The organism is Acinetobacter sp. AC1-2 (assembly GCF_016124155.1).
GTDB lineage: Bacteria > Pseudomonadota > Gammaproteobacteria > Pseudomonadales > Moraxellaceae > Acinetobacter > Acinetobacter calcoaceticus.
Genome location: NZ_JABFFO010000001.1, coordinates 606,922 through 632,119, shown reverse-complemented (window position 1 = coordinate 632,119; position 25,198 = coordinate 606,922). Strand labels below are relative to the sequence as shown.

The window sequence follows — 25,198 nt, the reverse complement described above, 5'->3', positions numbered from 1 at the left end:
TTAGGCATTGCTTTTGCATTGATTCATACAAACCCACTCGCAGGAGTATTGTATGAATCAACCAGAAACAGCTTCCGTTATTACTTCAAGCTCAGAAGTTTCATCAGCAGAATATTTTGCTCAGCGTCAACTTAAACAAGGTACGGTTGGTTGGTTACTCCTGATTGGTTTAGGTGTAGCTTATGTCATATCTGGTGATTTTGCCGGTTGGAACTTCGGCATTGCCCAAGGTGGTTGGGGTGGTATGTTTATTGCCACTGCGCTTGCTGCGCTTATGTACCTGTGCCTGTGTCTTTCTATGTCAGAAATGTCCACTATGATGCCTACGGCGGGTGGTGGTTATAGCTTTGCACGTGCTGCCTTTGGTCCTTTTGGGGGCTATTTAACAGGTACAGCCATTTTAATTGAATACGCGATTGCCCCTGCTGCTATTGCCGTGTTTATTGGTGGTTATTGCGAATCTCTATTTGGTATTAATGGCTGGATGATTTACCTCGCCTGCTACGCCATTTTTATGGGCATACATCTCAAAGGTGCTGGTGAAGCCTTAAAAATCATGTTTGCAATTACGCTTGTCGCAGCTGTTGCTCTGGTTGTGTTTATTGCAGCAATGATCCCGCATTTTAATGCACAAAATTTGTTGGATATTCCTGTTGGCACAGCAGCTGGTGCAAGTCGTTTTCTACCTCATGGCTATTTAGGCATCTGGGCAGCAGTTCCTTTTGCAATCTGGTTTTTCCTTGCAGTTGAAGGTGTTCCTTTAGCAGCCGAAGAAGCGAAAGATCCTGCAAAATCATTACCACGTGGTTTAATCGGTGCAATGCTCATATTAACGGCGTTTGCCATGCTCATTTTATTCTTGGGTGCAGGCGCAGCAGGTGCAAGTACTTTACAAAACTCAGGCGCTCCTCTCGTCGATGCTCTGGTTAAAGTTTATGGCACCAACACTTGGCTTGCGACTTTTGTAAATTTTGTTGGTTTAGCTGGTTTAATCGCGAGTTTCTTTTCAATTATCTATGCCTATTCGCGTCAAATTTTTGCACTGTCACGTGCTGGTTACTTACCAACTTCACTCTCTTTAACCAATAAAAATAAAGCCCCTTATCTTGCGATTATTATTCCGGGCATTATTGGGTTCTTGCTTTCACTCACCAAAGAAGGCGATTCACTGATTTTAATTGCCGTTTTTGGTGCAACTATTTCTTATGTTTTAATTCTCTTATCCCACATCAAATTACGCCTATCTAAACCCGACATGCCTCGTCCTTATAAAACACCGGGTGGCATTGTGACCTCAAGCATTGCATTAGTTTTAGCAGTGGCTGCTGTGATTGCAGGTTTTGTGGTAAACCCGAAAGTTTGGTTTATTGCTGCCGCTATTTATGTTGCATTTATTGCTTACTTTTTGTTCTACAGTCGCTATCATTTAGTCAAGGGAACACCAGAAGAAGAATTTGCAAATATTAAAGCTGCTGAACAAGAACTATAAATAAAAGGATGCAACCATGAGTTATCGCAATATTGTCGCCAATCAGCAATATCACTTTGCTGACCTAAAAACTTTAATGGCAAAAGCAACGCCATTACGTTCAGGTGATGAGTTAGCTGGTGTAGCTGCCAGAGATGCAACCGAACATGTTGCGGCACAAATGACTTTGGCCGATGTACCACTTAAAACCTTTTTAAATGAAGTTGTGGTCGATTACGAAACAGATGAAATTACACGCCTGATTATTGATGAACATAATCTGGCAGCCTTTGCCCCTATTTCACACTTCACAGTAGGCGATTTTCGGAATTGGTTACTTGGAGAAGAAGCAACTGCACAAAGCTTAAAAGCATTAGCATCAGGTTTAACTCCAGAAATGGTAGCTGCTGTCAGCAAAATTATGCGCAATCAAGATTTGATTTATGCCGCCAGCAAATGTGAAGTAGTGACCCAATTTCGCAACACCATTGGTCTAAAAGGCCATCTTTCTACCCGTTTGCAACCCAATCATCCTACCGACGATGTTCTTGGTATTTCTGCCAGTATTTTAGATGGCTTGATGTATGGCAATGGTGATGCCGTGATCGGCATTAACCCTGCGACAGATAATTTACATAATTTGTCAGAGTTACTGAAATTGCTTGATCATGTAATTCAGGAGTATCAAATTCCAACGCAGTCCTGTGTCCTCACGCACATTAGCTCAGGTATTCAACTCGCTGAAAAAAATGTGCCGATTGATTTAATGTTTCAATCAATCGCTGGCACTCAACTGGCTAATGAAGGTTTTGGAATTTCACTTGATTTACTCCAAGAAGGTTATGAAGCCACGCTCGCACTTAAACGCGGGACCATTGGGCAAAATGTTATGTACTTTGAAACTGGTCAAGGTAGTGCATTATCAAGCAATGCACATCACGGCGTTGATCAGCAAACATTAGAAACCCGTGCCTATGCCGTAGCCCGAAAATATAACCCACTTTTAGTAAATACAGTCGTCGGTTTTATTGGCCCAGAGTACCTTTTTAACGGCAAACAAATTATACGCGCAGGTCTAGAAGACCACTTTTGTGGCAAATTACTTGGTGTGCCAATGGGCTGCGACATTTGCTATACCAACCATGCCGATGCCGACCAAAACGACATGGATGTTCTCCTTACCCTATTTGGCGCGGCGGGCATCAACTTTATTATGGGTATTCCAGGCTCAGACGATGTCATGCTCAATTATCAAACGACTTCGTTCCATGATGCCCTTTACCTAAGACAACTCTTAGGTTTAAAACCCGCTCCTGAGTTTTCAGCTTGGCTTGAACAACAGGGCATTTTTAAACAGCAAAACTCTCAAATCTGTTGGGCAGATCACATGCCCGACCAATTCTCTCGCCTGCTCATGAATTAGGGAGAACACTATGAAACTCAGTCGTGATATTCAATATCCCTCCTCTACCCATCAAGATCAGTGGGAAAAACTCAAACAGTTTACCGATGCCCGCATTGCTCTGGGTCGTGCGGGTTGCAGTATCCCAACACGAGCCTTACTCGAGTTTCAGCTATCTCATGCACAAGCAAAAGATGCTGTTTATAAAGATCTGGACGTTCTCCATTTATCTGAACAATTACAGCAACAGCAGCTTCCAAGCATTCATGTACAAAGTAATGCATCCAATAAAGAAATTTATCTCAAACGCCCAGATTTAGGACGTCAGCTTTCAAGCCAATCAAAAGATGTCTTAATTAAGGAATATGCAGAAAATCCACAACAGTACGATGTTTGTATTGTGGTAGGTGATGGACTCTCTGCAAGAGCAATTGAAGCGAATGCTGTGGCATTTATTGCAGCGCTGAGTGAACAAATTCAGCAAGAAAACTGGAGTCTTGCACCAATTGCACTTGCGACAGGTAGCCGAGTTGCTCTTGGCGATGAAGTTGCAGAAATTTTCAAAGCATCTATGCTTGTTATGCTTATTGGAGAACGTCCGGGATTAAGCTCTCCCGATAGTATGGGCATTTACTATACATGGAATGCATATTCAGGCTGCCTCGATGCGAAACGCAATTGTATTTCCAATGTTCGCCCAGCAGGCTTAAGTATTCCAGTTGCGGTACAACGTTTAATCGCATTAATGAAAAAATCAAAACAACTCGGCTTTTCAGGCGTTAATTTAAAAGATGAACATCAACTTTCAAACATAGGCCTTGAGGAAACTCAAAAGCTATTATTTTAAACAGTAGAATATGTTTAGGGATTTATTCATAAATAGATAATCCTTTGCATAACAACATCATTTTAACGAAAAATATCAATTTTCGGGTATTGGCGATTTATACAGATATTCTCTTCTTTATATTTATCGCTATACTCCACGTATTGATCTTCTATGAATCATTTGTATGAGCACAACAAACGCCTTCCCTAAAACTATTTATGCCATTCAGCATCTTGCTTTCGAAGACTTAGGTTCATTAGAAAATGTCTTTTATCAACTCGGATTTCGTGTCCGTTATTTTGAGGCGGGAGTTGATGATTTAACCCCTGCTTTTTCACATGAAGGTTTAACCATTATTTTAGGTGGTCCAATCGGAGTTTATGAAACTGACGATTATCCATTCTTAAAAGATGAAATTGCTTTACTCAAACAACGTTTAGCAGCGGATAAACCTACTCTGGGCATTTGCCTAGGCGCACAGCTTATTGCTCATGCACTTGGCGCAAAAGTATATGCAGGACATCAAAAAGAAATTGGCTGGGGTCCACTGAGTTTAAGCCTACGCGCTAATCAAGTTTTATCTGGTTTGCTTAATAATGTGCATGTTCTACATTGGCATGGTGACACTTTCGACCTTCCTGAAAATGCAGTGCTTTTAGCAAGCTCTGATATTTATACCAATCAGGCATTTGAAGTAGGGAATAATATTCTTGCCTTGCAGTTCCACATTGAAACCACTGAAGAGCATTTTGAAAAATGGTTAATTGGTCATACATGTGAACTTCGCCATGCAAATATTTCAATTCCAAAGCTTCGCGAAGATAATTTGCAATACGCTCAAGCGCTCGAACATGCTGCATTTGAAATTATTCAAAAATTTCTCAAACGTATTGGATATAGTGGTTAAATTATAAAAATACAATTTAACAATTAATTAATTAAATTATATCCATAAAGCCAAATGCTTACTTTTCACTCAAAGATGGATTATTAATCTATCTTTGGGAACCTTTATAATTAATTTCCGTGTATTATTAATTTATTCATTTTGTAACATAAAATAAACGCTGATTTACTATGGAAATCCTGAAATTTATTAAAAGCTTTAACACGGTGAATACTTATTTATCGCTAGCATTTATTCTTCTTATAATCATTGTTCTTTATTTTTATGTGGTTAATCCAGCTTAGCTTATTTGCCAAAACGTAATAAAGAATAATATATGTAAGAAAATAGATATAAAAAAGCCCAACTGAGTTGGGCTTTTTTATATCTGCTATTTACTCAAAACCTGTTACTCGTCGTGTTACTTTTTCTCAGGCTTAAAGCTATCTTTCAAATCAAGAATACGGTTAAACACTGGTTTTTCAGGTGAATGATCGTGCTGATCTGCAACGAAATAACCCTCACGTTCAAACTGGAAACGATCTTCAGGACTCGCTTGTGCCAAAGCGGGTTCAATTACAGCTTCTAATACTTTCATCGAATCTGGATTTAGGTTTGCCAAGAAATCATCACCTGTTTCAGGGTCTGCTTCTGTGAACAAACGATCGTAAATACGTACTTCAGCAGGAATACCTTTGGTTGCAGATACCCAGTGAATCACGCCTTTCACTTTACGACCTTCAGGATTTTTACCTAAAGTTTCAGGGTCAATTGAACATTTCAGCTCAACCACTTCACCATTTTCATCCTTAATGACTTCATCACATTTAATCACGTAAGCATGACGTAAACGTACTTCGCCGTCAGGAATTAAACGTTTAAAGCCTTTCGGTGGTACTTCCTCAAAGTCTTTACGGTCAATATAGATTTCCTTAGTTAAAGGAATCACACGGTCACCCATATCAACGTTAGGATGACGAGCATGAGTAAGATCCATATCTTCTGGCAAATTGGTCAAAGTCACTTTAAGTGGGCTTAAAACAGCCATACCACGCGCAGCTGCATTTTCCAAAGATTGGCGAATACAGAACTCAAGCATTGCAACATCTACAATACCATCAGTTTTTGACACACCTACACGTTTACAGAAATCACGTAAACCTTCCGGAGTAAAACCACGACGGCGCATACCTACTACTGTTGGCATACGCGGGTCATCCCAACCATTTACATGACCACCTTCCACCAACTTACGTAATTTACGTTTTGATGTAATGGTGTAGTCCACGTTTAAACGCGAAGATTCATACTGATGTGGAACTGCTTTAGATTTTACCTTTTCTACAATCCAGTCATAAAACGGACGGTGATCTTGGAACTCTAATGTACAAAGCGAATGAGTAATCCCCTCAATAGCATCAGACAATGGATGAGCATAGTCATACATTGGATAGATTTTCCATTTATCACCTGTTTGGTGATGCTCTGAATGCAATACGCGATATAAAATTGGGTCACGCATGTGTACGTTTGGGCTTGCCATATCAATTTTGGCACGTAAAACAGCTTCACCTTCTTTAAATTCACCACTGCGCATTTTTTCAAAGCGAGCAAGGTTCTCTTCAACAGATGCATCACGGTATGGTGAATTTTTACCCGGTTCAACAAAACTACCGCGGTTTAACTTAATTTCTTCTGGAGACTGTAAATCAACATAAGCATCGCCTTGCTCAATTAATTGAACAGCCCATGCATATAATTGATCAAAATAACTTGATGCATAGCGTGGCTCACCATTCCAGTTAAAACCAAGCCATTTCACATCATTCGCAATACCGTCAACGTACTCTTGTTCTTCAGCATCAGGGTTTGTATCGTCAAAACGTAAATTACATAACCCATCAAACTCTTCAGCCACACCAAAGTTTAGGCAAATCGCTTTTACATGACCAATATGTAAATAACCATTTGGTTCTGGTGGAAAACGCGTTACGATCTGATTTGCACGTCCAGCAGCCAAGTCTTCAGTAATGACTTGGCGAACAAAATCTAAGCCAGCCTGTTGTTCTTGCTGCGCAGAATCGACAGAGGCATGAGTATTCGGTGTCGGGTTATTTGGCAGGCTCGAGACAACATCATTAGGCTTCATAGTGTATCAATCACTTCTTTGTAGATAAAATTTCGAAAAATTTAAACGCTATCTTCATTTTTAACAAAGATTTTAACGTTTTTTACTTGCCTTGTAGTTTACAGTTTGCTTATGCTTCTCTCAACCAAAAACCCATGGTCATAAGCCCATGTTTAGGAGATTAATGTAATGAGTTTTCCTCAAGTCGAATTAAACACCAATAAAGGTCGTATTGTTCTTGAACTGAATGCTGAAAAAGCACCTAAAACAGTAGCAAACTTTTTAGAATATGTACGTGACGGTTTTTATGACGGCGTTATTTTCCACCGCGTCATTGATGGTTTCATGATCCAAGGTGGCGGTATGGATGAAAACTTCAAAGAAAAAGCGACACGTGATTCAATTGAAAATGAAGCTGATAACGGTTTAAGCAACGACGAGGGTACGGTTGCAATGGCACGTACTCAAGCTCCTCATTCAGCATCAGCTCAATTCTTTATCAACGTGAAAAATAACTCTTTCTTGAACCATACCTCTAAAACTGCTCAAGGTTGGGGTTATGCTGTATTTGGTAAAGTTGTTGAAGGTTTAGACATTGTTGAAGCGATCAAAGGTGTTCGCACTGGCAACCGCGGTTATCACGCTGACGTTCCATTAGAAAACGTTGTAATCGAATCTGCTAAAATTATTTCTGAATAATTTTAGGATAAAGCTGTGACTTATCTGTTTATCTCAGATTTACATTTGTCACCTGAACACCCTCGACTCGTTCGAGGGTTTTTAGACTTATTGGTGTATTACCAAGATAAAAATACTCAGCTCTACATTTTAGGCGATTGGTTTAATGCCTGGATTGGAGATGACTATTCAGCACCATGGCTCGATGAAATTGTCGATGCCTTAAAGGCTTTTACTCAAAAGGGTAATCGAGTTTACTTTCAAGTAGGCAACCGTGATTTTGCTCTTAATCAAGTTTTCCTCAATAAATTTAATGGCGTTTTACTCCCTGACATTTATTCCCTCAATATTGCAGGACATCAATATCGTCTAGAACACGGCGATGCATTATGTACAGATGACGTTTCTTATCAAAGATTTAAAAAGATTATTCGAAATCCGCTCTTAGTCGCTCTTTTACGTCGAACTCCACTCAGTTTTCGCACTAAGCTGGTTAATGGCTTCCGCAAGAGAAGCTCCGCGGATAAACAGCAAAAAAGCTATGAAATCATGGATGTAAATGAGCAAGCAGTTCTGTCTGCTTTAGCAAATGTAGACACACTGATTCATGGCCATACTCACCGCCCTTCGATTCATCAAGTGCAAGATAAACAACGAATTGTTCTTGGCGATTGGCGTGAGGATCAGGCTTATATTTTAGAAATTGATCCGTCTTCAAATATGCAACAGCTCGAATTGGTTGTCTGGAATTATTAGCTAGAAATTAGTCACTTTTTTATTTGAACTTTCAATTCTTTAATTTTTTTATTTAAATCAGAATCGTAAATCACACACATGCTGGCAATAAATATAAATTTCCAGCTTATATGTGCATGATCGTGATACTCAATGTATAAAATAAGAAGACTCAATACAAATATAAGAATGATAAAGGCTTTAACAATTCTAATTTCTCGCAGCTTACTCTTTGCACCTGTTGGCATTAAATCAATCATTTTCAATAGATTACTAAAATTTTATATAAACATTATATTTCTTTATCAAATTACATAGGAAATGTTTTTGAATAAAATAGCGTATGATGACAAAGATTAAATTCTCTCAATTGCCATAAGATTGATATGGAGCACACCTATGGACCTATTGAATTCTGTTAAAAGCCGCTATACAACAAAAGCGTACGATTCTGAAAAGAAAATCCCTCAAGAAAAAATTAATAAATTATTAGAAATTTTACGTTTTTCACCTTCTTCAGTGAATATACAGCCTTGGCACTTTTTCGTTGCAGATAACCTTGCAGCTAAAGAAAGAATAGCGAAAGCCTTAACAGGTAAATATGCTTACAATGGTCCCAAAGTGCTTGAGTCATCACACACACTTGTATTTTGCACAAAAACAGATATTTCATCTGAATACTTAAATCAATTACTTGAACAAGATGATTTAAGTGGCCGTTTTAAAGATGAAAAAGCTAAATTAGGCCAAAAAGATACTCGCCATGGCTATGTTGAGTTCTATCGAAATGAGCAGAAAAATTTATTTGGATGGATGGAAAATCAAACATTCATTGCTCTGGGGCAACTACTTTTTGCTGCGGGTTTAGAAGGAATTGATGCAACCCCAATGGGCGGCTTTGATGAAGACATTTTAAATACTGAGTTAGGTTTAACTGAAAAAGGCCTACGTAGTTCAGTCATTGTTTCTCTAGGTTATCGCAGTGAAAACGATTTTAATGCCAAACTACCTAAATCACGCCTACCAGATGAAGTTATTTTTACCTATTTATAAAATTATTGTAGTTCAAGAGATTCAACTCTCTTGAACTACAAAGCCATTGCCCTAGCTAAACAAATCACGCCACTGATCCCAAATAAAATACCTAAAGTGGTAGGCCATTTTAATTTTTCTTTATATAAAATAACGCCACTTGCAATGCCTAATAGCACCACAAGAATATTCATACTTGCAAAAACAATTGCAGGTGAATCCTTTAAAAGAATATGAGCTTTCACATATAAAGCAATATTCGAAAAATTAAGTACACCTAATATCAACCCAGCTATAGCACTTTTAAACTGCCATTTTTGGGTTTTCTGCACCAATAAATATGAAATTGATAATATAAAAGCTGTAATAAAAATAAGATTCAAAGTGAGTGTAAATTGAAGACCTAAACTACTCGTATATTTTAAGAGAATATCTACTGCGGCATATCCACACCAAACACTTAATAGAGCAAAAATTGCTTTTCGAGATTGATGATTCGAAGAAGTACTCATTTGTCCAAAAAGGACAAGTAAAACAGCAAAAATTCCTAAACCTATTCCCCATAGTTTTAATGCATTAAATTGTTCATGAAAAAAGAAATAAGCTGCGAGTAAAGAAAGTACGACAGAAAGACGCTGTGCAACTTCGGTCTTAACAATTCCTGCATATTCTAGTGACTTAGCTAAACACAGAAAAATACTGGGCAAAATCAGTCCCAATGCAATAATTAACCACCAAGGGGTCTTTGATATTGAAATGTGTTGAATATCAGGCTGAAACCACCAAAAGCAAAGAAGACTCGCGCTCGCATAATTCCATGCAATCATTTGTAACGGCTGATACCCTTTTTTCTTTAAGTTTTTTAATAGGATAGACACCAAGACACTACTTAAAGCAGCAGCCAATATTAATATCATCGATTAAAACTCTATTTATTTAAATATATGATTCACCATAGTCAAATTATGACCTTTGATGAGTTTAATATTTTGAATTAACTTTTAAATAAACATAAAAAAACCAGTCATTATCTGACTGGTTTCTTTTTTAGATATCAATTAACGATTATTTTCGTCTTCTTGACCATCTTCAAATTTAGTATCGTTGTCAAAACCACCTTGATGACCACCGAAGCCGCCTTGACCACCGAAACCACCGCCTTGACCACCGAAGCCACCTTGACCGCCGAAGCCGCCACCTTGACCACCGCCGAAGCCGCCTTGACCACCGAAGCCGCCTTGAGCGCCACCGAAGCCACCTTGAGCACCACCAAAGCCACCGCCTTGAGCGCCACCGAAGCCACCAGTAGGTTGACCACCAAAACCACCTTGTGTGCCACCTTGTGCTGGGAAGCCTGTACCTTGCGCGCCTGCTGGGCGTGGGTTACGAGCTGGAACAACAGTTGAAATCGCGTGTTTGTAAACCATTTGACTTACTGTATTTTTTAATAAAACAACATATTGGTCAAATGATTCAATATGACCCTGTAATTTAATACCGTTCACAAGGAAAATAGAAACAGGGATACGTTCTTTACGGAGAGAATTTAAGAACGGATCTTGTAAAGTTTGACCTTTAGACATTTTTAACTCCAAAAAAAAATTTTTAAATCAGCGCAAAAAAACTATCTTTATTTTTCAACTAAAAATTATAAAAAGACAGTGTGCAAATTTTGCTTTATCCATAAGAGTTTCGCAAGTCTTCTTTCGCCTGCTTTATCGTCAAGTAAGTTTTAAAATCGTGTATTTCTTGCAAAGAACGTAACCACGTATATTGACGTTTGGCAAGTTGTCGTGTTGCAAATAAAGCTTTATCCTCCATTTCACGTTTACTTTTGAGACTTATATCACTTTTTAATAGAAATTCTAGTGCTTGTCGATAACCCACTGAACGCATTGAGGGTAAATTTTCATCTAAATCGTATTTTTCAATTAGAGCTTCAACTTCACTCAAAAAACCGATATCCCACATTTTGCTTAATCTTTGCTCAATGCGTTGATGTAATTCTACCCGATCTGGAAGTAAAGCATAATTATGAAATATGTATCGATATGGTACGTTTTTTGGTTGTTCTGCCTGCAATTTAGTAATTGGCTCACCCGTAAGCTTATAAACTTCTAGTGCTCGAATAATCCTTTGCTTATCAGTCACATTAAATTTTATAGCCGCGGCAGGATCTACAGAAACTAATTCGTCATAAACAGCCTGCCACCCTTCATTTAAACCTTTTTCTTCAATTGCTGCCCGAACTTGGGCATCTGCGCTCGGCAAATTACTCGATAGACCCTCTAATAATGCCTTAAAGTACAACATTGTGCCTCCTACTAAAATAGGAGTTTTCCCACGTGAATGCATGTCATCAATCAACTTAGATGCATCTTCAACAAATTGAGCAGCTGAATAAACTTCAAGAGGAGTAATCAGATCAATTAAATGATGAGGATATAGCGCTTGTTCTTCACGAGTTGGCTTAGCAGTACCGATATCCATATCTTTATAAACGAGAGCAGAATCAACAGAAATCAGCTCAAAATTTCCACGTTCGTATAATTCACATGCCAAAGCGGTTTTACCGCTTGCAGTTGGTCCCATTAAATTGATGACGGGCAATTGATTTGACATGTAAAACTACTCTCCTCGAGCAAATAATTTATCTAATTGAGATAATGGGAATGCACGCCAAGTTGGCCGCCCATGGTTACATTGGCTCGCAAATTCAGTTTGTTCCATTTGACGAAGTAAAGCATTCATTTCAGAAAGACTGAGTTGTCGATGTGCACGCACTGCCCCATGACACGCCATTCCAGCTAATAGCTCATCTCTTTTTTGAAGTAATCCTTGTGCTTCATCATTTGGATCTAAATCATTTAAAAGTTCAGGAATAAGATTTTCAAAGTCAGCTTTTTGTAATATTGCTGGCACTCCCCGAACAATAATTTGTTCATCCCCATACAAATCAATTTCCAGTCCTAAACGCTCCAGTTGAGGTTTTAATTCTTCTACCCTCACTGCCTGCATTCGACTAATAGAAATGACTTTAGGGATAAGCAACTGCTGAGACGTCCAAAATTCTGGCTTATCCCAAGCATTTTTCATTTGCTGTAATAAAATTCGCTCATGCGCTGCATGCATATCAACAATAATTAGCCCTTCAGTGTTTTGCGCTAAAACATAAATTCCATGAAGTTGAGCAATTGCAATGCCTAACGGAAACTCATCGACTTTAGTTACTGGCTCAATATCTTCATTCACTGAAAAATTAGCAGGTTGATCACGCAGTGGCGCTAAGTATGTCTTTAACGCATTATTTAACTGAGGAGAACCGTTATATTTTGGTGTTTGATCTGCATAGTGAACAGCTTGCGGACGACTAGCGTTAAAATCGGTTAACAACTCTGTCGGTGCATTCTGAGTTCGCGCTTTATTGTCTGGATTTAAAGCTTCATTTGCCCGATGCAGCGTAAATTGTTCCTGATATTTAGGTTGAGGCTGCACAGAGTAGTCTGAGGTTTCATCCACTTTCATCGCTTGAGCTAAATCAGCGCTCGCTGTCTGAAATTGCGACAGAGTTTCTTTCGCATAATGTCTTACAAATTCATGCACTTCCCTCTGATTTAAAAAGCGAATTTCATGTTTTGTAGGATGAACATTCACATCGATATTTTCAGGGTCAACTTCTAAGAAAAGTAAATATGATGAATGTTGATGGCCATGTAAAATACCGTCATATGCCATACGTAATGCATGAGAAATCGTTTTATCTTTAACAATACGACCATTTACGTAGACATATTGCATATCACCCTGCGCACGAGCATCTGAAGGATGGCCAAGCCACCCCGATAAACGCATACTAATACTTTCGGCATCCATCCAATATGCATTTTGTACGAATTGCGAACCGAGCAGTTGTTGCACTCGCTGAAAACGGAGCTCTCCGCTATCAGCTATAGGTAAATTAATTCTAATATTATCATTATGCTCAAGCACAAAACGTATATCAAAATGCGTTAAAGCCAGACGACGAACAATCTCTTCAATATGACCAAATTCAGTCGTTGGTTTCTTTAAAAATTTACGGCGCGCCGGTACATTAAAAAATAAGTCCTGAACACGTATGTGAGTTCCCTTTTGAGCAGCAACAGCTTGTACTTCTTGATGATCAAAGGCTGTGCCATTGACTTCAACCTGATGGCCAATACCACTTTCATCTTGGCTACTGGTTAAAGTCAATCGTGAAACTGCGGCAATCGAAGCAAGTGCCTCCCCGCGAAATCCCAAACTTACAATAGCGTGTAAATCTTCTGCAGTTTTAATTTTACTTGTCGCATGGCGCATGACAGCTAATGCCAAATCTTCAGAATGAATACCATGCCCATTATCAATAATTTCTATGAGGGTCGAACCACCTTGAGCGATCCGCACAATGAGTTCAGTTGCACCCGCATCGATGGAATTTTCTAATAATTCTTTAACAACAGATGAAGGACGCTCAATCACCTCACCAGCAGCAATCTGGTTGGCTAACGCTGCGTCTAAAGTATGAATACGACGTTGTGTTAGCTTTTCATCAGTCATGAAGCTGTTCCTGCAAAGTCTGATACAAATGTTCTGTGGGTAGAGTTAAAGTTACAAAACGACTCAGCTCATCCTCTGACTTTTGAATATCGATGATGATATCTGCCTGAGGAATTTCATCTCCACCTTTTGATGGCCATTCAAATAAAAATAATGCATCTGTGACATCTAGATAATCACGGATTCCCATTAATTCAAGTTCATAAGGATCATTCAAACGATATAAGTCAAAATGAAAAATTTCTTTCTCATTGATTTTATACGGCTCAACTAGTGTATAGGTTGGACTTTTAACAGAGCCTTTATGACCCAAAGCCTGTAAGAAATAGCGCGTAAGTGTGGTTTTACCCGCACCTAAGTCTCCAATTAAATAAATCACACCTGACTGAACATGTTGCGCCAACGCTTGAGCTAGACGCCCAGTATCTTCTTCATGATTTAAGACCAATTTCAATGAATACGACATAGCACACATAACATGATTCAAAATAATCGATATGATAACATTGCCCTGCCTTAAAAGCCTACTCAAGCCCTAGAAGTTGGCTTTTTTTATATCAATTCTCTTACATATTTATACTTTTTTATGTCTAGTCCGAACGATTTTTTGCCACCTATGGTTAATGGTGTAAGCGCAAGCCAAGTTTATCTTCCTGCACAAACAAATACTCAAACTATTTATGAGTATCTATGCCAACATTTTCAACACATTAAAGTACAAGAGTGGCAGCAACGCTTTCAAGATGGGCTTATTTATGGGGCAAATGGACAAAAATTAACATTAGATAGTCCCTATCAAAGCAATACGCATATCTTTTATTATCGATTTCTTGCCTATGAGCCACATGTTCCTTTCGAGCATCGAATTTTATTTGAAAATGATGACTTACTGGTGGTCGATAAACCTCATTTTTTAACAATTAGCCCAACTGGACAATATGTACAAGAAACATTATTAGTTCGACTTAAAAAACAGACAGGCAATGAATTTTTAACACCGATACATCGATTAGACCGTGAAACTGCTGGAGTTGTTCTATTTTGCAAACGGATTGAATCGCGAGGTATTTACCAACAATTATTTGCGGAGCGTCAAGTCAATAAAACTTACCACGCTATCGCTCCTTATAAAAAAGAATTAAAACTTCCTCAAACATTACATTTACACCTAGATAAAGGGACTCCTTTTTACACCATGCAAATTGTGGCAAATGCTAAAGCAAACACTCAGACCTATATTGAGCTTATTGAACACAACCAGATTTGGGCTAAATATCGTTTAACACCGACAACAGGTAAACAGCACCAGCTTCGTGTACATCTTAATTATCTAGATATTCCGATTAAGAATGATCCATTTTACCCGACTGTTCAACATAAGGCAGATGATGATTTTTCAGAGCCATTACAACTTTTAGCTAAGCACATTTCATTTGTCGATCCACTCACGAAAGGGGAAATGTTTTTCAATTCTCAGTTTGAATTGACGTTGTAATGTAAGCGTAATGACAAAAAGATTGTTTTTTATGCCGAAAAACATTGAAATTACATTGCGATGGTTTAAAATAAATTCCTAAAAATTAAAAATCATTTGGTTTTGTTATTCATGCGAAAAACAGAAGTTTATCAGGTTCGACTGGACTCCCAAGAGAAAAAGCAGGCTTTTGCTGTTTTTAAACAATTGGGAATTACCCCTGCCCAAGCGGTACGACTTTTTTTTAAACAGGTCGTATTAACTAAATCTATTCCGTTTGCGATCGAAAATCAGAGTATTAATATGGAACAATTATTAAAACTCCGAAAAGCAAAAGCATCTTCATTAAATCAAAACCCATCGACTTTAAGCGAAGATGATGACCATGAAGATTTGTTTGAAGAACTAAACGCACTTCTTGGTGAGAGCGACAAAACTTAACACTGTTGCATTTATAAACAAGTTTTAACGTCAAAAAGCTCTTTTTTTCGTTATGCTCTCTTTGTAAAAATATAATGATAAGTTACAAGGAGTACCAAATGATCGTTAGACGAGCGACTTTTGAAGATTTAGACCAACTCGCCGTTTTGTTTGATGAATACCGCCAGTTTTATGGGGCTTCTTCTAATTTTAATGAATCACTTTACTTTCTTAAACAACGTTTTGAGAATAGAGAAAGTGTTTTTTTCATTCATATTAAAGATGAAAAAATCACCGGATTCGTTCTACTCTATTTAGGTTTTTCTTCAGTTGCTTGTTCAACATATTATATTTTAGATGATGTATATGTTACGCCAATTTTTCGTCGCCAAGGCTCCGCCAAACAGTTAATCGATACTGCCATTTTATTTGCAAAACAACAAAATGCCCTACGCATTAGCCTAGAAACTCAAAGTAATAACCATGAGTCTCATCGTCTATATGAACAAATGGGCTTCATTCGGGATAGTGAGTTCCAGACATTCCATTGCTTTCTTAAATAATATTTTGTGCTAGCTGCTTTTGCTGTTCTGATAAATAAATCCATTCCCCATCTGCTATTTCAGGTAAAACTAATTGACCTACTTGATGGCGATGCAATGCTTCTACTTTATTTCCTACAGCAGCAATCATTCTTTTGACTTGGTGATAAACACCTTGATGAATGGTCATCGTTAATTTGTGAGTTTCCAACATTGCTACATCGGTTGCAGCAAAAATGCCTTTTTCCTGATGTAAGCTTACTCCTTGACCTAACATTTCAATTTGCTCAGGGGTGACTGCATCAATGGTCGTAACATGATAAACCTTTGGAACATGTTTACGAGGATGGGTTAAAGCTTGAAGATATTTACCATCATCAGTCAATAAAAGTAAGCCTGTTGTGTCTTGATCTAAACGTCCAATTGCTTGGACGCCTCGATGAATCATAATTTCAGGTAATAGACTAAAAACGCTTTGATGATGCTGAGGCTGATGTGAACATTCAAAACCTTTTGGTTTTTTTAATGCAATATAAACTTGTTCTCGATATTGGTAAGTTTGTCCAAAAAGCGAAAATTCTAGATTTTCAGGAGAAAATTGCTTTTTAAGATCATCGGCAATTTCTCCATCAACACTTACAGAACCATTTTTTATTAACTGCTGACAATATTTACGTGAACCAAACCCTTGTGATTGTAAAATTTTTTCCAGCAGCATGGAGTTTCTCTTTAGAACAAAACACTCATTTTAACGCAGTTTCAACTCCCTACTCACTACTCTTTGCATTTAGTTCATTAAACTGCATTCTATTCTTCAACTACTCGATAAATATTTTCGTTCTGTTCACTTTCAAATAACAATTCAGTTGTAGGTAAAATAATTTCATTATCAACAATAATATGTTCAATACGTTGGCTTAGCTTTAAAGTTTCATTTTCGTGTTCAACTAAATTTTGCTTTAGTTGAGCCTTGGCATCATGAATCTGATCAAACTGATCTTTAATTTTGATATCTACAATTTGCATAGTCATTATCCTATATTCATGAGTAATGACTATTTTTATAACACAACTTCAAAAAACTATAAGATTTAACTTGTTAATTTATATAACATTGTGTCCAAGCGTAACCGAAAATTAAAACTCTTTATCAATGAGCGATATACAATAAAATTTTATTAAAGATAAAATCCAAGATCTGCTAAATCTTTTAAAGCTTTCACATTCCTACTCTTAAATATTATACAATTCCATTTTATTTACTTGCCCACCCCGCTCCCATGCTTGCCCAATTTGATGTTAATTTAGTTGTCCTTCTAGTTCTACTTATCTGTGGTTTACTAAGTCAAAATGCAGCTGTAACCATTGCAGCAGGTGTGTTAATTGTCGTTAAAATTACGCCTTTAAATCAGTTTTTCCCTTTTATTCAAGCACATGGTCTTAATTTAGGAATTCTTATTTTAACCATTGGCGTACTCACACCCATTGCCAACGGAAAACTGAGTGGAGAGAGTATTTTAAAGTCCTTTGTTAGTATTAAATCACTGGTTGCCATTGCAATCGGTCTGTTAGTAGCATGGTTAGGTGGTCGCGGTGTAAAACTTATGTCGAGTCAGCCTGATGTTGTTGCAGGTCTATTAATTGGCACAGTTGCAGGCGTCGCCTTGCTCCGTGGTGTACCTGTCGGCCCTCTTATTGCAGCAGGCTTGCTCTCGTTATTTATCGGTAAATAAATTTTTCGATATTAAAAAAGGCGCCATTGGGCACCTTTTTTATGCTTAAGTTAAATGAATTACCCTAGCCAGAATAATACGAAGTTCGTTTTAAAGAGAATTTTTCTAACTGCTTTAAGAACCCTTCAAAATAACTTTTTTCTTTTTCTTCAGTTCGATAGCCCGCATATAACGTCCGTCGTAAGCCTGTAGGTGAAACGCAATCTAAACGGCGACTCGTAACCCATCCCTTTTGTTCATATTCATTTACTACCCAATCAGGTAAAGCAGCAATACCTCGTCCACTTGCAACAAGTTGAATAAGCATTTGGGTTAAATCTGTTGTTCGTATTTGCTTAGGCTGAATATTCGCAGGAATGAAAAGTTTAGACATAATATCTAAACGGTGCTTATCAACTGGATAAGTAATTAAAACTTCTTCTGCTAACTCTTGAACCGTAATATTTTCAGCACGAACCAATGGATGCGTGTTGGATAGAACCAAACGCGATTCATATTCAAAAATAGGAAAATACTCAATTCCTTTTAATGCAATTGGATCGGCTGTAATCAGCAAATCAAATTCAGCATTTTGTAAAAGCTCATGTGGATTAGCTTCAAATCCAGAAGCAAAGTCTAAATCAACATCTGGGTATTGATGTCGATATTGATTCAATAACGGCATTAACCAGTCAAAGCAGCTATGGCATTCAGATGAAAAGATAATCCTGCCTGTCTGTCCATGCACAATACGGGTAATATCACTATGTGTAATCTGGATTTGCGGTAAAACATCATCGGCTAACTTAAGTAAGCGTTGCCCAACATTAGAAAAGCTAACAGGCCGGCTACGTCGATTCACCACCTCTACCCCATACCAATGATCTAATTCTTTTAATTGGTGAGAGATAGCCGAGGGCGTTAAACAAAGATCATTCGCAGCAGAAACTAATGAACCATGTTCACGTAAGGCAACTAAAGTTTTAAGGTGGCGTATTTCTAACATGGGCCCAAGCCTAAAAAAAGAGATTTATCTATGAATGTCTTAATCTCATCTTTGCCTTTCAACAAATAGGATAACTGTAGATAAATCTTCACTAATGAATATTATTCATTTTACCATGGAATTAATTAATTTGTCTCAACATGAATTATTTTTCATAATTTTCCTATCAGATGAATTTTTTTAATTTAAAGGTGAAGGTACAACTGTGTAGCTTACAATTACTGCTTAATTGAAATCGAAAAGAATTTTATAAAAACAAAAAATAGACCCAATCTAGGTCTATTTCTTATAAAAAGTAATAATTACTGCGCCCACACATTTAAGCTAACAATCGTATAACTTTGATTTTTAGGTTTTACCTTTAAATTTAGTGGAGCTGTTACTTCTACTAAATACTCTCCAGCCTTTGGAAATTTAAGCTCAACCTGACCGTTGCTATCTGCTTTAAACTGCTGCACTTGTTTATCAGTCGCGCCTTTTTCTCTTAAATTAATTTCAGCATTCGCGAGACTCGTTCCTTTCTCACTTATGGTTAATTTAACAGGTTGAGCAACTTTAATTGTGTTGGGATGTACAGAAAAGTTAACTTTAATCGGTGTGTTTGGAAATTGAATATCCGAAACTTTTCCTTTAGAAAGATAACTTTGTAATACCCACTCTCGTGTTACTTCTTCTGTTTTAATATTTTTCGCTTTAATGTCAGCTGGAATTAAATATTCACGTTCTGCTTTCGGTGGGGCTTTATCAGCTGGCATATCAAAAAATAAATGCCATGTTTTTTGGTCATATACATATTTTAAAGGATAACTTGCTTGTGTCTGAATGATATAAGTTCCCTCTTCTGGCAAATCGACATCAAAAACCGTGGCCGATTTATGCAAAGCCTCCGCAGTAATCGTCTTAAGCTCATTTTTAGGAGTAATTACAGTAAGCTTGGCATCCTTTAAAGCATGCTCACTATTTAATGCTTCTTCGGCATAACCTGCAATTACGGGTACTTGAGTTTGTTCTGTTTTATAAGCTAAAGGCGCTACATAGGGCTCATGAGCAAAGCCTGTGGTACATATAAATGCAAGAGGCACAATTAAAAATTTATTCATTCTTACAAAATCCTGTTGTACACAAAGTTAAAAAATTTCAGACAAAAGATACGCTGCTACAGTATACATAAATAAAAATCATTATTATTATCATTTAATGTTCAAACTTAAAATTCCCTAATCTTTTATTCAAAAAGAAACTGGTTGAGTTCTTAGTCACCAAATGGATTGAATCGTTCCAATCTGGTTGATTTTGCATTTAGCCTCGGCAGTCTTAATTTTAGTTTTTTATTATTCTGTACTCTTTTCCCTTATACTGCTCTTTTTTGAGTCTCTTCTTAACCTATTATGGCGTCCCCGCAATCTCCTCTATCTACACATCAACACTATTCACTATTTTTAGCAATTTTCTCACTCGCTGTAGGTGGTTTTTGTATTGGAACCAGCGAATTCGTCGCAATGGGACTGATTCAGGAAATTGCCAATAACTTAAAAATTACAGTACCAGAAGCTGGACACTTTATTAGTGCTTATGCATTAGGTGTGGTTATTGGTGCTCCCATCATCGCTATTCTTGGAGCTAAAGTTCCTAGAAAAACATTATTACTTGGCTTAATGCTTTTTTATGGTATCGCAAATGCCTGTACCGCTTTAGCCCATACACCTGAAACTGTTCTAATCTCACGTTTTATTGCAGGTTTACCGCACGGGGCATATTTTGGAGTCGGGGCATTAGTGGCAGCTGAACTAGCAGGTCCTTCACGAAGAGCATCGGCTGTTGCCCAAATGATGATGGGTCTTACAGTTGCAACTGTAATTGGTGTACCTTTGGCAACTTGGTTAGGTCAAAATTTTGGTTGGAGAGCTGGCTTTGAATTTTCAGCGACTATCGCTTTCTTCACCTTAATTGCTGTTGGCTTCTTTGTACCCAATATTCCAGTCCAAGCAAAAGCAAGCATAAAAACAGAATTAGCTGGCCTTAAAAATATCAACATGTGGTTAACACTAGCGGTAGGTGCAATCGGTTTTGGAGGCATGTTTTCTGTTTACAGCTATGTCTCACCTATTTTGACTGAATATACACAAGTGAATATCCAAATCGTCCCTATCGCTTTGGCTATTTGGGGTATTGGTATGGTTATTGGTGGCTTAGCCGCAGGATGGCTTGCAGATAAAAATCTGAATAAAACGATTGTAGGCGTACTCATTAGCTCAGCTATCGCTTTTGTGGTGGCTAGTTTCTTAATGAGTAATATTTATACTGCTATAGCATCTTTATTCTTAATTGGTCTTACCGTAATGGGATTAGGTGGAGCATTACAGACTCGTCTAATGGATGTCGCTGGCGATGCTCAAACATTAGCAGCGTCACTCAACCACTCTGCCTTTAATATGGCCAACGCATTAGGTGCATTTTTAGGTGGCTGGGTACTCAGTCACCAAATGGGCTGGATCGCGCCAATTTGGGTTGGTTTTGTCTTGAGCCTCGGTGGTCTTATCATTTTACTTATTGCCTTTGCAGTAGAAAAAGCCAGTAAGAAAATTTAATCAAAGAAGATGCTAACTTATTATTTCTAATCAGTTAGCTTTCCACCACAGTGTGGACAATAACATTTTTTCTCTCTAACTGACTCTTCTTCCTCTAATACTTTTTCACGCATAATTTGAATAATCAGGTTATGCGCTTGTTCTTTTGGCAGGCCTACTTTTTGGCGGATTCGTTCTATTTCAGCTTCATCATGTAGAATATCAATCCCTCGTACCTGGAGTAACTCACGAAACTCTTGCTCTAGTCTTTGATTCCGTTGATTGAGTTCATTTGCAAGCCCAGATGCTAAAATACCAGCTGGTAACGCTGCAATACCAACACCTAAAATGGTAATGAGTGCGCCTAGTAACTTTCCTAAGCTGGTCACTGGGGTGACATCGCCATAACCTACTGTGGTTAAAGTAACCACCGCCCACCACATAGATTTAGGTATTGAACTAAAAGCTTCTGGCTGAGCCTTATTTTCAACCACATAAATGCCAGAAGCAGTCATAATAATCATAATAATTAAAATAAAGATAACTGCCTGAAAAGAGCCCTTCTCACGCTTAATCACACATAACAATATCTGTAGTGAGATAAAATACCGTGTCAATTTTAATAAACGAAGTAAACGTAATATTCTGAGTATACGAAGATCGATTCGTACGAAGAAATTGAGATAAGCAGGTAAGATTGCCATCAAATCAATAATTGCTTCCCCGCTTTTCATCCAGCTCAAGCGGATTTTCCATGCAGATTGTGTCGTATCTCGATCTGCGATACTCCATAGCCTTAATAGATATTCAACACTAAAAATTGCAATTGAGATATTTTCAAAATAGTCGAACCAAACATGATAACTTGTGTACAAATCATTTACTGTTTCTAATAAAATGGCAGCGACGTTACCAACAATTAAGACAACTAAAAAATAATTAATACACCTACTTACCGTAGTTTCATAGTCATGATTATGAAGATTATTATAGAAAAACTTACGCAATCCCTTCCAAGCTGAATTTTGCATATTGATCTGACCACTTGATATTCAAGACATAGTAAGCTCTCGCCCTCTATTCACCAATATAGTCTTTAATAAATTTTCCTTCACTCACTTGGACATTTAAAATTTTCTACTTTTTTCTTAGATCAATTCACCGCTACACATCGGAATTCATTTTCTTTCCACCACTGCACATCATAGATAGCTGCATGTGATTTCAAAATAAGATTAATATAGTTTTGCAGCAACATAATGTGATGAGTAATATCAAGCTTTCTAAATAAAAACTTTCTTAAAATAGGTGTATTTGGAGAAATAAAAATTGCGAATCCATTGCTATATTCTTCATAGACACTGATTCCAAGATACATGGTTATCTCAGGCAAAGGAATTTCAATTTGCCATCCCCAGTTTTCACTATATAGCTCTATATTTAAATGATATCTATTTTTCAAAATACTAAAAATATATTGTGCAATATCTTCAGTTTTTTGAACTAAAACACCTTCTTCACCAGAGTGTGTTTTTTGATCATAGTGTTGATAATCATCAAATTTAAATTCAACTATCGTCTTTAGCATTCTCAAATTCCCTATATAAAATACTCATATTTTTTTTAATTATTTTTAAGTTCGTTTAATTATTTTAAAACAAAAAACCACTTAATTTCTACTACTATATTTAATTTTATATATATCAAATTAAAAAATGATTTATTTAGTGTTTTCAAATAAACTCATGACTCATTTCACACTTTTAATAAAAACAATAACTCAGGAAGACTATTTTTTAATCAAAATCATATATAAGTTATTTTATTTAATAATTTTTTATGCCATTTATATCTTAATGTAGATATATAATTTATTTTCTGATCTTTAATATTTTCTAAAAATTAGTATTAAAATATATTAATTTAATTAGATATCTTTATAGCTTTTTCTAAAACTAACAACACTAGGTACTATTTATTAGGCTGATATCCATACAGAGAATTTATAATTTTGGAATCAATTTCAGAGCTAAAATTTCAGAAAAACTTAATAATACCAAATAAACAAAAGAAATTCTTAACAAAAAAATCTCATCCATTTCACCCTTTTATTAAGATGAAAATTAGTACTTCCCGCTCGTGATTTTTAAGTTTTTTGAATTTTTGTATCATTTAATCGATAATAGAACTTTAATATTTATTTCTTTAGCGATTCACTCATAAAGAACTTTAAATTTTTTTAAACATATGAAAACAAGGGGAAATTACATGGGATTTAAAGCCCTCCCTACACTTATTTCTTTATTTATTACATTGTTAATCTGGTTTGTGATTCCTGTACCCGCAGGTGTTGATCCTGATGCATGGCATTTATTAGCGATGTTTGTAGGTGTGATTGCCGCAATCATCGGTAAAGCTATGCCAATTGGTGCCATTGCCATTATTGCTATCACCTTAGTCGCTGTGACAGGTGTTACCAATGACAGCCCAAGTGGAGCCATTCAAGATGCCCTTAGTAGCTTTGCAAATCCCTTAATCTGGTTGATTGGTATTTCCATCATGATCTCTAAAGGTTTGCAAAAAACTGGATTAGGTGCACGGTTAGGCTATTTATTTATCGCAGTTTGGGGCAAAAAAACCATTGGTATCGGCTATAGCATGGTGCTTTCCGAACTCATTCTCGCCCCTGTAACACCCAGCAATACGGCACGTGGTGGTGGAATTATTCACCCGATTGTACTGGCAATTTCTACTAGTTATGACTCCGATCCTGCTAAAGGCACTGAAGGTCAGATGGGAAAATACTTATCATTGGTTAACTACCAAGCCAACCCGATTACCTCTGCAATGTTCATTACGGCAACTGCCCCTAATCCATTAGTAGTTGATTTAGTGGCAAAGGCTACCCACAGTGAAATTTCTTTAAGTTGGAGTACATGGGCACTGGCGATGTTACTACCTGGATTAATTGCTTTAATCATCATGCCTTTGATTATGTATTTGATGTATCCACCCGAAGTCAAAGAAACACCTAATGCAGCTCAGTTTGCTAAAACTAAATTAAAAGAAATGGGACCTGTCAGTAAAAATGAAATCATTATGCTTGGTGTATTCGGTATTTTATTGATGCTATGGGCGGGTATTCCTGCCATGATTTTTGGCTCTACTTGGGCTGTTGACCCAACTACAACTGCCTTTATTGGTTTAGGATTATTGCTACTTACAGGTGTTTTAACTTGGGATGATATCCTGACTCAAAAAAGCGCGTGGGATACCATTACTTGGTTCGCTGCATTAGTCATGATGGCAACTTATTTAAATAAGCTTGGCTTGATTACATGGTTCTCTAGTGTCTTAGAAACCAGTATTGGCCATTTAGGTCTAAGCTGGATGCCAGCTTGTTTATTATTAATGCTTGCCTATCTGTATGCACATTATATGTTTGCTAGCACTACGGCACATATTACCGCGATGTTCGCAGCCTTTTATACGGCAGGACTTGCACTCGGTGCACCGCCAATGTTGTTTGCCTTAATGATGGCAGCGGCTTCAAGTATTATGATGACCTTAACCCATTATGCGACTGGCACTTCCCCAGTAGTGTTCGGTTCGGGTTACACCACTCTGGGTGAATGGTGGAAGGCTGGCTTTGTCATGAGCGTGGTTAATATCATAATCTTTGTAGTGATTGGCGGACTTTGGTGGAAAGTGTTGGGTTATTGGTAGCATTGTTTTAGTTTT

The 25,198-nt window shown here is 37.3% G+C and carries 27 protein-coding genes; 14 read left to right on the top strand and 13 right to left on the bottom strand.

The window, feature by feature from the left end; translation table 11 throughout:
* Nucleotides 1-52: 52 nt before the first annotated feature.
* The 5 genes from eat to HL290_RS18575 all read left to right on the top strand — a co-directional run bounded on the left by eat (nucleotide 53) and on the right by HL290_RS18575 (nucleotide 4,890).
* Complete coding sequence (eat, locus tag HL290_RS02895) at nucleotides 53-1,489, top strand: ethanolamine permease (protein WP_198495537.1); 1,437 nt, start codon at nucleotides 53-55, stop codon at nucleotides 1,487-1,489.
* Between the two features lie 16 nt (nucleotides 1,490-1,505).
* Nucleotides 1,506-2,891: an ethanolamine ammonia-lyase subunit EutB gene (locus HL290_RS02890; protein WP_198495536.1), complete on the top strand. Its 1,386-nt coding sequence runs from the start codon at nucleotides 1,506-1,508 to the stop codon at nucleotides 2,889-2,891.
* Between the two features lie 10 nt (nucleotides 2,892-2,901).
* The gene (gene eutC, locus HL290_RS02885) at nucleotides 2,902-3,717 is read left to right on the top strand and encodes an ethanolamine ammonia-lyase subunit EutC (RefSeq protein WP_198495535.1); all 816 of its coding nucleotides are present in this window, start codon (nucleotides 2,902-2,904) and stop codon (nucleotides 3,715-3,717) included.
* Between the two features lie 166 nt (nucleotides 3,718-3,883).
* Nucleotides 3,884-4,606: a glutamine amidotransferase gene (locus HL290_RS02880; protein WP_198495534.1), complete on the top strand. Its 723-nt coding sequence runs from the start codon at nucleotides 3,884-3,886 to the stop codon at nucleotides 4,604-4,606.
* A gap of 170 nt (nucleotides 4,607-4,776) precedes the next feature.
* Nucleotides 4,777-4,890, top strand: a complete 114-nt coding sequence (locus HL290_RS18575; protein WP_080592263.1) for a hypothetical protein — start codon at nucleotides 4,777-4,779, stop codon at nucleotides 4,888-4,890.
* Nucleotides 4,891-5,006: 116 nt separating this feature from the next.
* Here HL290_RS18575 and HL290_RS02875 read toward each other — a convergent pair whose 3' ends face one another.
* The gene (locus tag HL290_RS02875) at nucleotides 5,007-6,734 is read right to left on the bottom strand and encodes a glutamine--tRNA ligase/YqeY domain fusion protein (RefSeq protein WP_198495533.1); all 1,728 of its coding nucleotides are present in this window, start codon (nucleotides 6,732-6,734) and stop codon (nucleotides 5,007-5,009) included.
* Nucleotides 6,735-6,902: 168 nt separating this feature from the next.
* Between HL290_RS02875 and HL290_RS02870 the strand changes: the two genes are divergently transcribed.
* Nucleotides 6,903-7,412 carry a peptidylprolyl isomerase gene (locus HL290_RS02870; protein ID WP_016137752.1) on the top strand — a complete coding sequence of 170 codons (510 nt, stop codon included), beginning with the start codon at nucleotides 6,903-6,905 and terminating at the stop codon, nucleotides 7,410-7,412.
* 15 nt (nucleotides 7,413-7,427) lie between these two features.
* Nucleotides 7,428-8,147, top strand: a complete 720-nt coding sequence (locus HL290_RS02865) for a UDP-2,3-diacylglucosamine diphosphatase (protein ID WP_198495532.1) — start codon at nucleotides 7,428-7,430, stop codon at nucleotides 8,145-8,147.
* Nucleotides 8,148-8,158: 11 nt separating this feature from the next.
* On the opposite strand, the gene HL290_RS02860 is transcribed toward HL290_RS02865, so the two are convergent.
* The gene (locus HL290_RS02860; protein ID WP_198495531.1) at nucleotides 8,159-8,386 is read right to left on the bottom strand and encodes a hypothetical protein; all 228 of its coding nucleotides are present in this window, start codon (nucleotides 8,384-8,386) and stop codon (nucleotides 8,159-8,161) included.
* A 139-nt stretch (nucleotides 8,387-8,525) separates the two neighbouring features.
* Between HL290_RS02860 and nfsB the strand changes: the two genes are divergently transcribed.
* Nucleotides 8,526-9,179, top strand: a complete 654-nt coding sequence (gene nfsB / locus HL290_RS02855; RefSeq protein ID WP_017392110.1) for an oxygen-insensitive NAD(P)H nitroreductase — start codon at nucleotides 8,526-8,528, stop codon at nucleotides 9,177-9,179.
* A gap of 35 nt (nucleotides 9,180-9,214) precedes the next feature.
* On the opposite strand, the gene HL290_RS02850 is transcribed toward nfsB, so the two are convergent.
* The 5 genes from HL290_RS02850 to tsaE form a co-directional block, all read right to left on the bottom strand.
* Nucleotides 9,215-10,075 (bottom strand): DMT family transporter, encoded by an 861-nt coding sequence (locus tag HL290_RS02850; protein WP_198495530.1) that lies wholly within the window; start codon nucleotides 10,073-10,075, stop codon nucleotides 9,215-9,217.
* Nucleotides 10,076-10,216: 141 nt separating this feature from the next.
* A complete protein-coding gene (gene hfq / locus HL290_RS02845) occupies nucleotides 10,217-10,741 on the bottom strand; it encodes an RNA chaperone Hfq (RefSeq protein WP_005046408.1) in 525 nt (174 codons plus the stop codon).
* Between the two features lie 94 nt (nucleotides 10,742-10,835).
* A complete protein-coding gene (miaA, locus tag HL290_RS02840) occupies nucleotides 10,836-11,780 on the bottom strand; it encodes a tRNA (adenosine(37)-N6)-dimethylallyltransferase MiaA (protein ID WP_004643262.1) in 945 nt (314 codons plus the stop codon).
* Between the two features lie 6 nt (nucleotides 11,781-11,786).
* Nucleotides 11,787-13,736, bottom strand: a complete 1,950-nt coding sequence (gene mutL / locus HL290_RS02835; protein ID WP_198495529.1) for a DNA mismatch repair endonuclease MutL — start codon at nucleotides 13,734-13,736, stop codon at nucleotides 11,787-11,789.
* Entirely contained in the window at nucleotides 13,729-14,202 is a 474-nt protein-coding gene (gene tsaE, locus HL290_RS02830; protein WP_035357976.1) for a tRNA (adenosine(37)-N6)-threonylcarbamoyltransferase complex ATPase subunit type 1 TsaE, read from the bottom strand. The genes mutL and tsaE overlap by 8 nt, the downstream gene beginning before the upstream one ends.
* Nucleotides 14,203-14,322: 120 nt before the next feature.
* On the opposite strand from tsaE, the gene HL290_RS02825 reads away from it, so the two are divergent.
* The 3 genes from HL290_RS02825 to HL290_RS02815 all read left to right on the top strand — a co-directional run bounded on the left by HL290_RS02825 (nucleotide 14,323) and on the right by HL290_RS02815 (nucleotide 16,193).
* Complete coding sequence (locus HL290_RS02825) at nucleotides 14,323-15,231, top strand: pseudouridine synthase (RefSeq protein WP_198495528.1); 909 nt, start codon at nucleotides 14,323-14,325, stop codon at nucleotides 15,229-15,231.
* A 111-nt stretch (nucleotides 15,232-15,342) separates the two neighbouring features.
* Nucleotides 15,343-15,651, top strand: a complete 309-nt coding sequence (locus HL290_RS02820) for a type II toxin-antitoxin system RelB/DinJ family antitoxin (RefSeq protein WP_004643266.1) — start codon at nucleotides 15,343-15,345, stop codon at nucleotides 15,649-15,651.
* Between the two features lie 98 nt (nucleotides 15,652-15,749).
* Nucleotides 15,750-16,193 carry a GNAT family N-acetyltransferase gene (locus HL290_RS02815; RefSeq protein ID WP_004643268.1) on the top strand — a complete coding sequence of 148 codons (444 nt, stop codon included), beginning with the start codon at nucleotides 15,750-15,752 and terminating at the stop codon, nucleotides 16,191-16,193.
* On the opposite strand, the gene HL290_RS02810 is transcribed toward HL290_RS02815, so the two are convergent.
* Together HL290_RS02810 and HL290_RS02805 are read right to left on the bottom strand one after the other, a co-directional pair.
* A complete protein-coding gene (locus HL290_RS02810) occupies nucleotides 16,186-16,890 on the bottom strand; it encodes a pseudouridine synthase (protein ID WP_198495527.1) in 705 nt (234 codons plus the stop codon). The genes HL290_RS02815 and HL290_RS02810 overlap by 8 nt on opposite strands.
* Nucleotides 16,891-16,979: 89 nt before the next feature.
* A complete protein-coding gene (locus HL290_RS02805; RefSeq protein WP_198495526.1) occupies nucleotides 16,980-17,198 on the bottom strand; it encodes a hypothetical protein in 219 nt (72 codons plus the stop codon).
* Between the two features lie 254 nt (nucleotides 17,199-17,452).
* Here HL290_RS02805 and HL290_RS02800 point away from each other — a divergent pair, with 254 nt between their 5' ends.
* Nucleotides 17,453-17,905, top strand: a complete 453-nt coding sequence (locus tag HL290_RS02800) for a DUF441 domain-containing protein (RefSeq protein WP_198495525.1) — start codon at nucleotides 17,453-17,455, stop codon at nucleotides 17,903-17,905.
* Nucleotides 17,906-17,969: 64 nt separating this feature from the next.
* Here HL290_RS02800 and HL290_RS02795 read toward each other — a convergent pair whose 3' ends face one another.
* Nucleotides 17,970-18,890: a LysR family transcriptional regulator gene (locus tag HL290_RS02795; RefSeq protein WP_003652415.1), complete on the bottom strand. Its 921-nt coding sequence runs from the start codon at nucleotides 18,888-18,890 to the stop codon at nucleotides 17,970-17,972.
* Between the two features lie 302 nt (nucleotides 18,891-19,192).
* Complete coding sequence (locus HL290_RS02790) at nucleotides 19,193-19,990, bottom strand: DUF4198 domain-containing protein (RefSeq protein WP_198495524.1); 798 nt, start codon at nucleotides 19,988-19,990, stop codon at nucleotides 19,193-19,195.
* A gap of 288 nt (nucleotides 19,991-20,278) precedes the next feature.
* Here HL290_RS02790 and HL290_RS02785 point away from each other — a divergent pair, with 288 nt between their 5' ends.
* Nucleotides 20,279-21,478 carry an MFS transporter gene (locus HL290_RS02785; protein WP_198495523.1) on the top strand — a complete coding sequence of 400 codons (1,200 nt, stop codon included), beginning with the start codon at nucleotides 20,279-20,281 and terminating at the stop codon, nucleotides 21,476-21,478.
* A 26-nt stretch (nucleotides 21,479-21,504) separates the two neighbouring features.
* Here the strand turns inward: HL290_RS02785 and HL290_RS02780 are convergent, their stop codons facing one another.
* Nucleotides 21,505-22,488, bottom strand: coding sequence for an ion transporter (locus tag HL290_RS02780; protein WP_198495522.1), 984 nt, complete (start codon nucleotides 22,486-22,488; stop codon nucleotides 21,505-21,507).
* A gap of 122 nt (nucleotides 22,489-22,610) precedes the next feature.
* Nucleotides 22,611-23,045, bottom strand: coding sequence for a hypothetical protein (locus tag HL290_RS02775; protein ID WP_198495521.1), 435 nt, complete (start codon nucleotides 23,043-23,045; stop codon nucleotides 22,611-22,613).
* 680 nt (nucleotides 23,046-23,725) lie between these two features.
* Between HL290_RS02775 and HL290_RS02770 the strand changes: the two genes are divergently transcribed.
* A complete protein-coding gene (locus HL290_RS02770; RefSeq protein WP_198495520.1) occupies nucleotides 23,726-25,183 on the top strand; it encodes a DASS family sodium-coupled anion symporter in 1,458 nt (485 codons plus the stop codon).
* Nucleotides 25,184-25,198 lie beyond the last annotated feature (15 nt).

What these genes read in the sequence shown, in the direction of transcription:
- HL290_RS02790 (WP_198495524.1), bottom strand. Translation starts at nt 19,990, where the DNA reads ATGAATAAATTTTTAATTGTGCCTCTTGCATTTATATGTACCACAGGC.
- hfq (WP_005046408.1), bottom strand. Translation starts at nt 10,741, where the DNA reads ATGTCTAAAGGTCAAACTTTACAAGATCCGTTCTTAAATTCTCTCCGT.
- nfsB (WP_017392110.1), top strand. Translation starts at nt 8,526, where the DNA reads ATGGACCTATTGAATTCTGTTAAAAGCCGCTATACAACAAAAGCGTAC.
- HL290_RS02850 (WP_198495530.1), bottom strand. Translation starts at nt 10,075, where the DNA reads ATGATATTAATATTGGCTGCTGCTTTAAGTAGTGTCTTGGTGTCTATC.
- HL290_RS02880 (WP_198495534.1), top strand. Translation starts at nt 3,884, where the DNA reads ATGAGCACAACAAACGCCTTCCCTAAAACTATTTATGCCATTCAGCAT.
- HL290_RS02815 (WP_004643268.1), top strand. Translation starts at nt 15,750, where the DNA reads ATGATCGTTAGACGAGCGACTTTTGAAGATTTAGACCAACTCGCCGTT.
- HL290_RS02890 (WP_198495536.1), top strand. Translation starts at nt 1,506, where the DNA reads ATGAGTTATCGCAATATTGTCGCCAATCAGCAATATCACTTTGCTGAC.
- HL290_RS02875 (WP_198495533.1), bottom strand. Translation starts at nt 6,734, where the DNA reads ATGAAGCCTAATGATGTTGTCTCGAGCCTGCCAAATAACCCGACACCG.
- HL290_RS02870 (WP_016137752.1), top strand. Translation starts at nt 6,903, where the DNA reads ATGAGTTTTCCTCAAGTCGAATTAAACACCAATAAAGGTCGTATTGTT.
- HL290_RS02805 (WP_198495526.1), bottom strand. Translation starts at nt 17,198, where the DNA reads ATGCAAATTGTAGATATCAAAATTAAAGATCAGTTTGATCAGATTCAT.
- HL290_RS02800 (WP_198495525.1), top strand. Translation starts at nt 17,453, where the DNA reads ATGCTTGCCCAATTTGATGTTAATTTAGTTGTCCTTCTAGTTCTACTT.
- HL290_RS02820 (WP_004643266.1), top strand. Translation starts at nt 15,343, where the DNA reads ATGCGAAAAACAGAAGTTTATCAGGTTCGACTGGACTCCCAAGAGAAA.
- miaA (WP_004643262.1), bottom strand. Translation starts at nt 11,780, where the DNA reads ATGTCAAATCAATTGCCCGTCATCAATTTAATGGGACCAACTGCAAGC.
- mutL (WP_198495529.1), bottom strand. Translation starts at nt 13,736, where the DNA reads ATGACTGATGAAAAGCTAACACAACGTCGTATTCATACTTTAGACGCA.
- eutC (WP_198495535.1), top strand. Translation starts at nt 2,902, where the DNA reads ATGAAACTCAGTCGTGATATTCAATATCCCTCCTCTACCCATCAAGAT.
- HL290_RS02770 (WP_198495520.1), top strand. Translation starts at nt 23,726, where the DNA reads ATGGGATTTAAAGCCCTCCCTACACTTATTTCTTTATTTATTACATTG.
- HL290_RS02785 (WP_198495523.1), top strand. Translation starts at nt 20,279, where the DNA reads ATGGCGTCCCCGCAATCTCCTCTATCTACACATCAACACTATTCACTA.
- HL290_RS02775 (WP_198495521.1), bottom strand. Translation starts at nt 23,045, where the DNA reads ATGCTAAAGACGATAGTTGAATTTAAATTTGATGATTATCAACACTAT.
- eat (WP_198495537.1), top strand. Translation starts at nt 53, where the DNA reads ATGAATCAACCAGAAACAGCTTCCGTTATTACTTCAAGCTCAGAAGTT.
- HL290_RS02810 (WP_198495527.1), bottom strand. Translation starts at nt 16,890, where the DNA reads ATGCTGCTGGAAAAAATTTTACAATCACAAGGGTTTGGTTCACGTAAA.
- HL290_RS02825 (WP_198495528.1), top strand. Translation starts at nt 14,323, where the DNA reads ATGTCTAGTCCGAACGATTTTTTGCCACCTATGGTTAATGGTGTAAGC.
- HL290_RS02780 (WP_198495522.1), bottom strand. Translation starts at nt 22,488, where the DNA reads ATGCAAAATTCAGCTTGGAAGGGATTGCGTAAGTTTTTCTATAATAAT.
- HL290_RS02860 (WP_198495531.1), bottom strand. Translation starts at nt 8,386, where the DNA reads ATGATTGATTTAATGCCAACAGGTGCAAAGAGTAAGCTGCGAGAAATT.
- HL290_RS18575 (WP_080592263.1), top strand. Translation starts at nt 4,777, where the DNA reads ATGGAAATCCTGAAATTTATTAAAAGCTTTAACACGGTGAATACTTAT.
- HL290_RS02795 (WP_003652415.1), bottom strand. Translation starts at nt 18,890, where the DNA reads ATGTTAGAAATACGCCACCTTAAAACTTTAGTTGCCTTACGTGAACAT.
- tsaE (WP_035357976.1), bottom strand. Translation starts at nt 14,202, where the DNA reads ATGTCGTATTCATTGAAATTGGTCTTAAATCATGAAGAAGATACTGGG.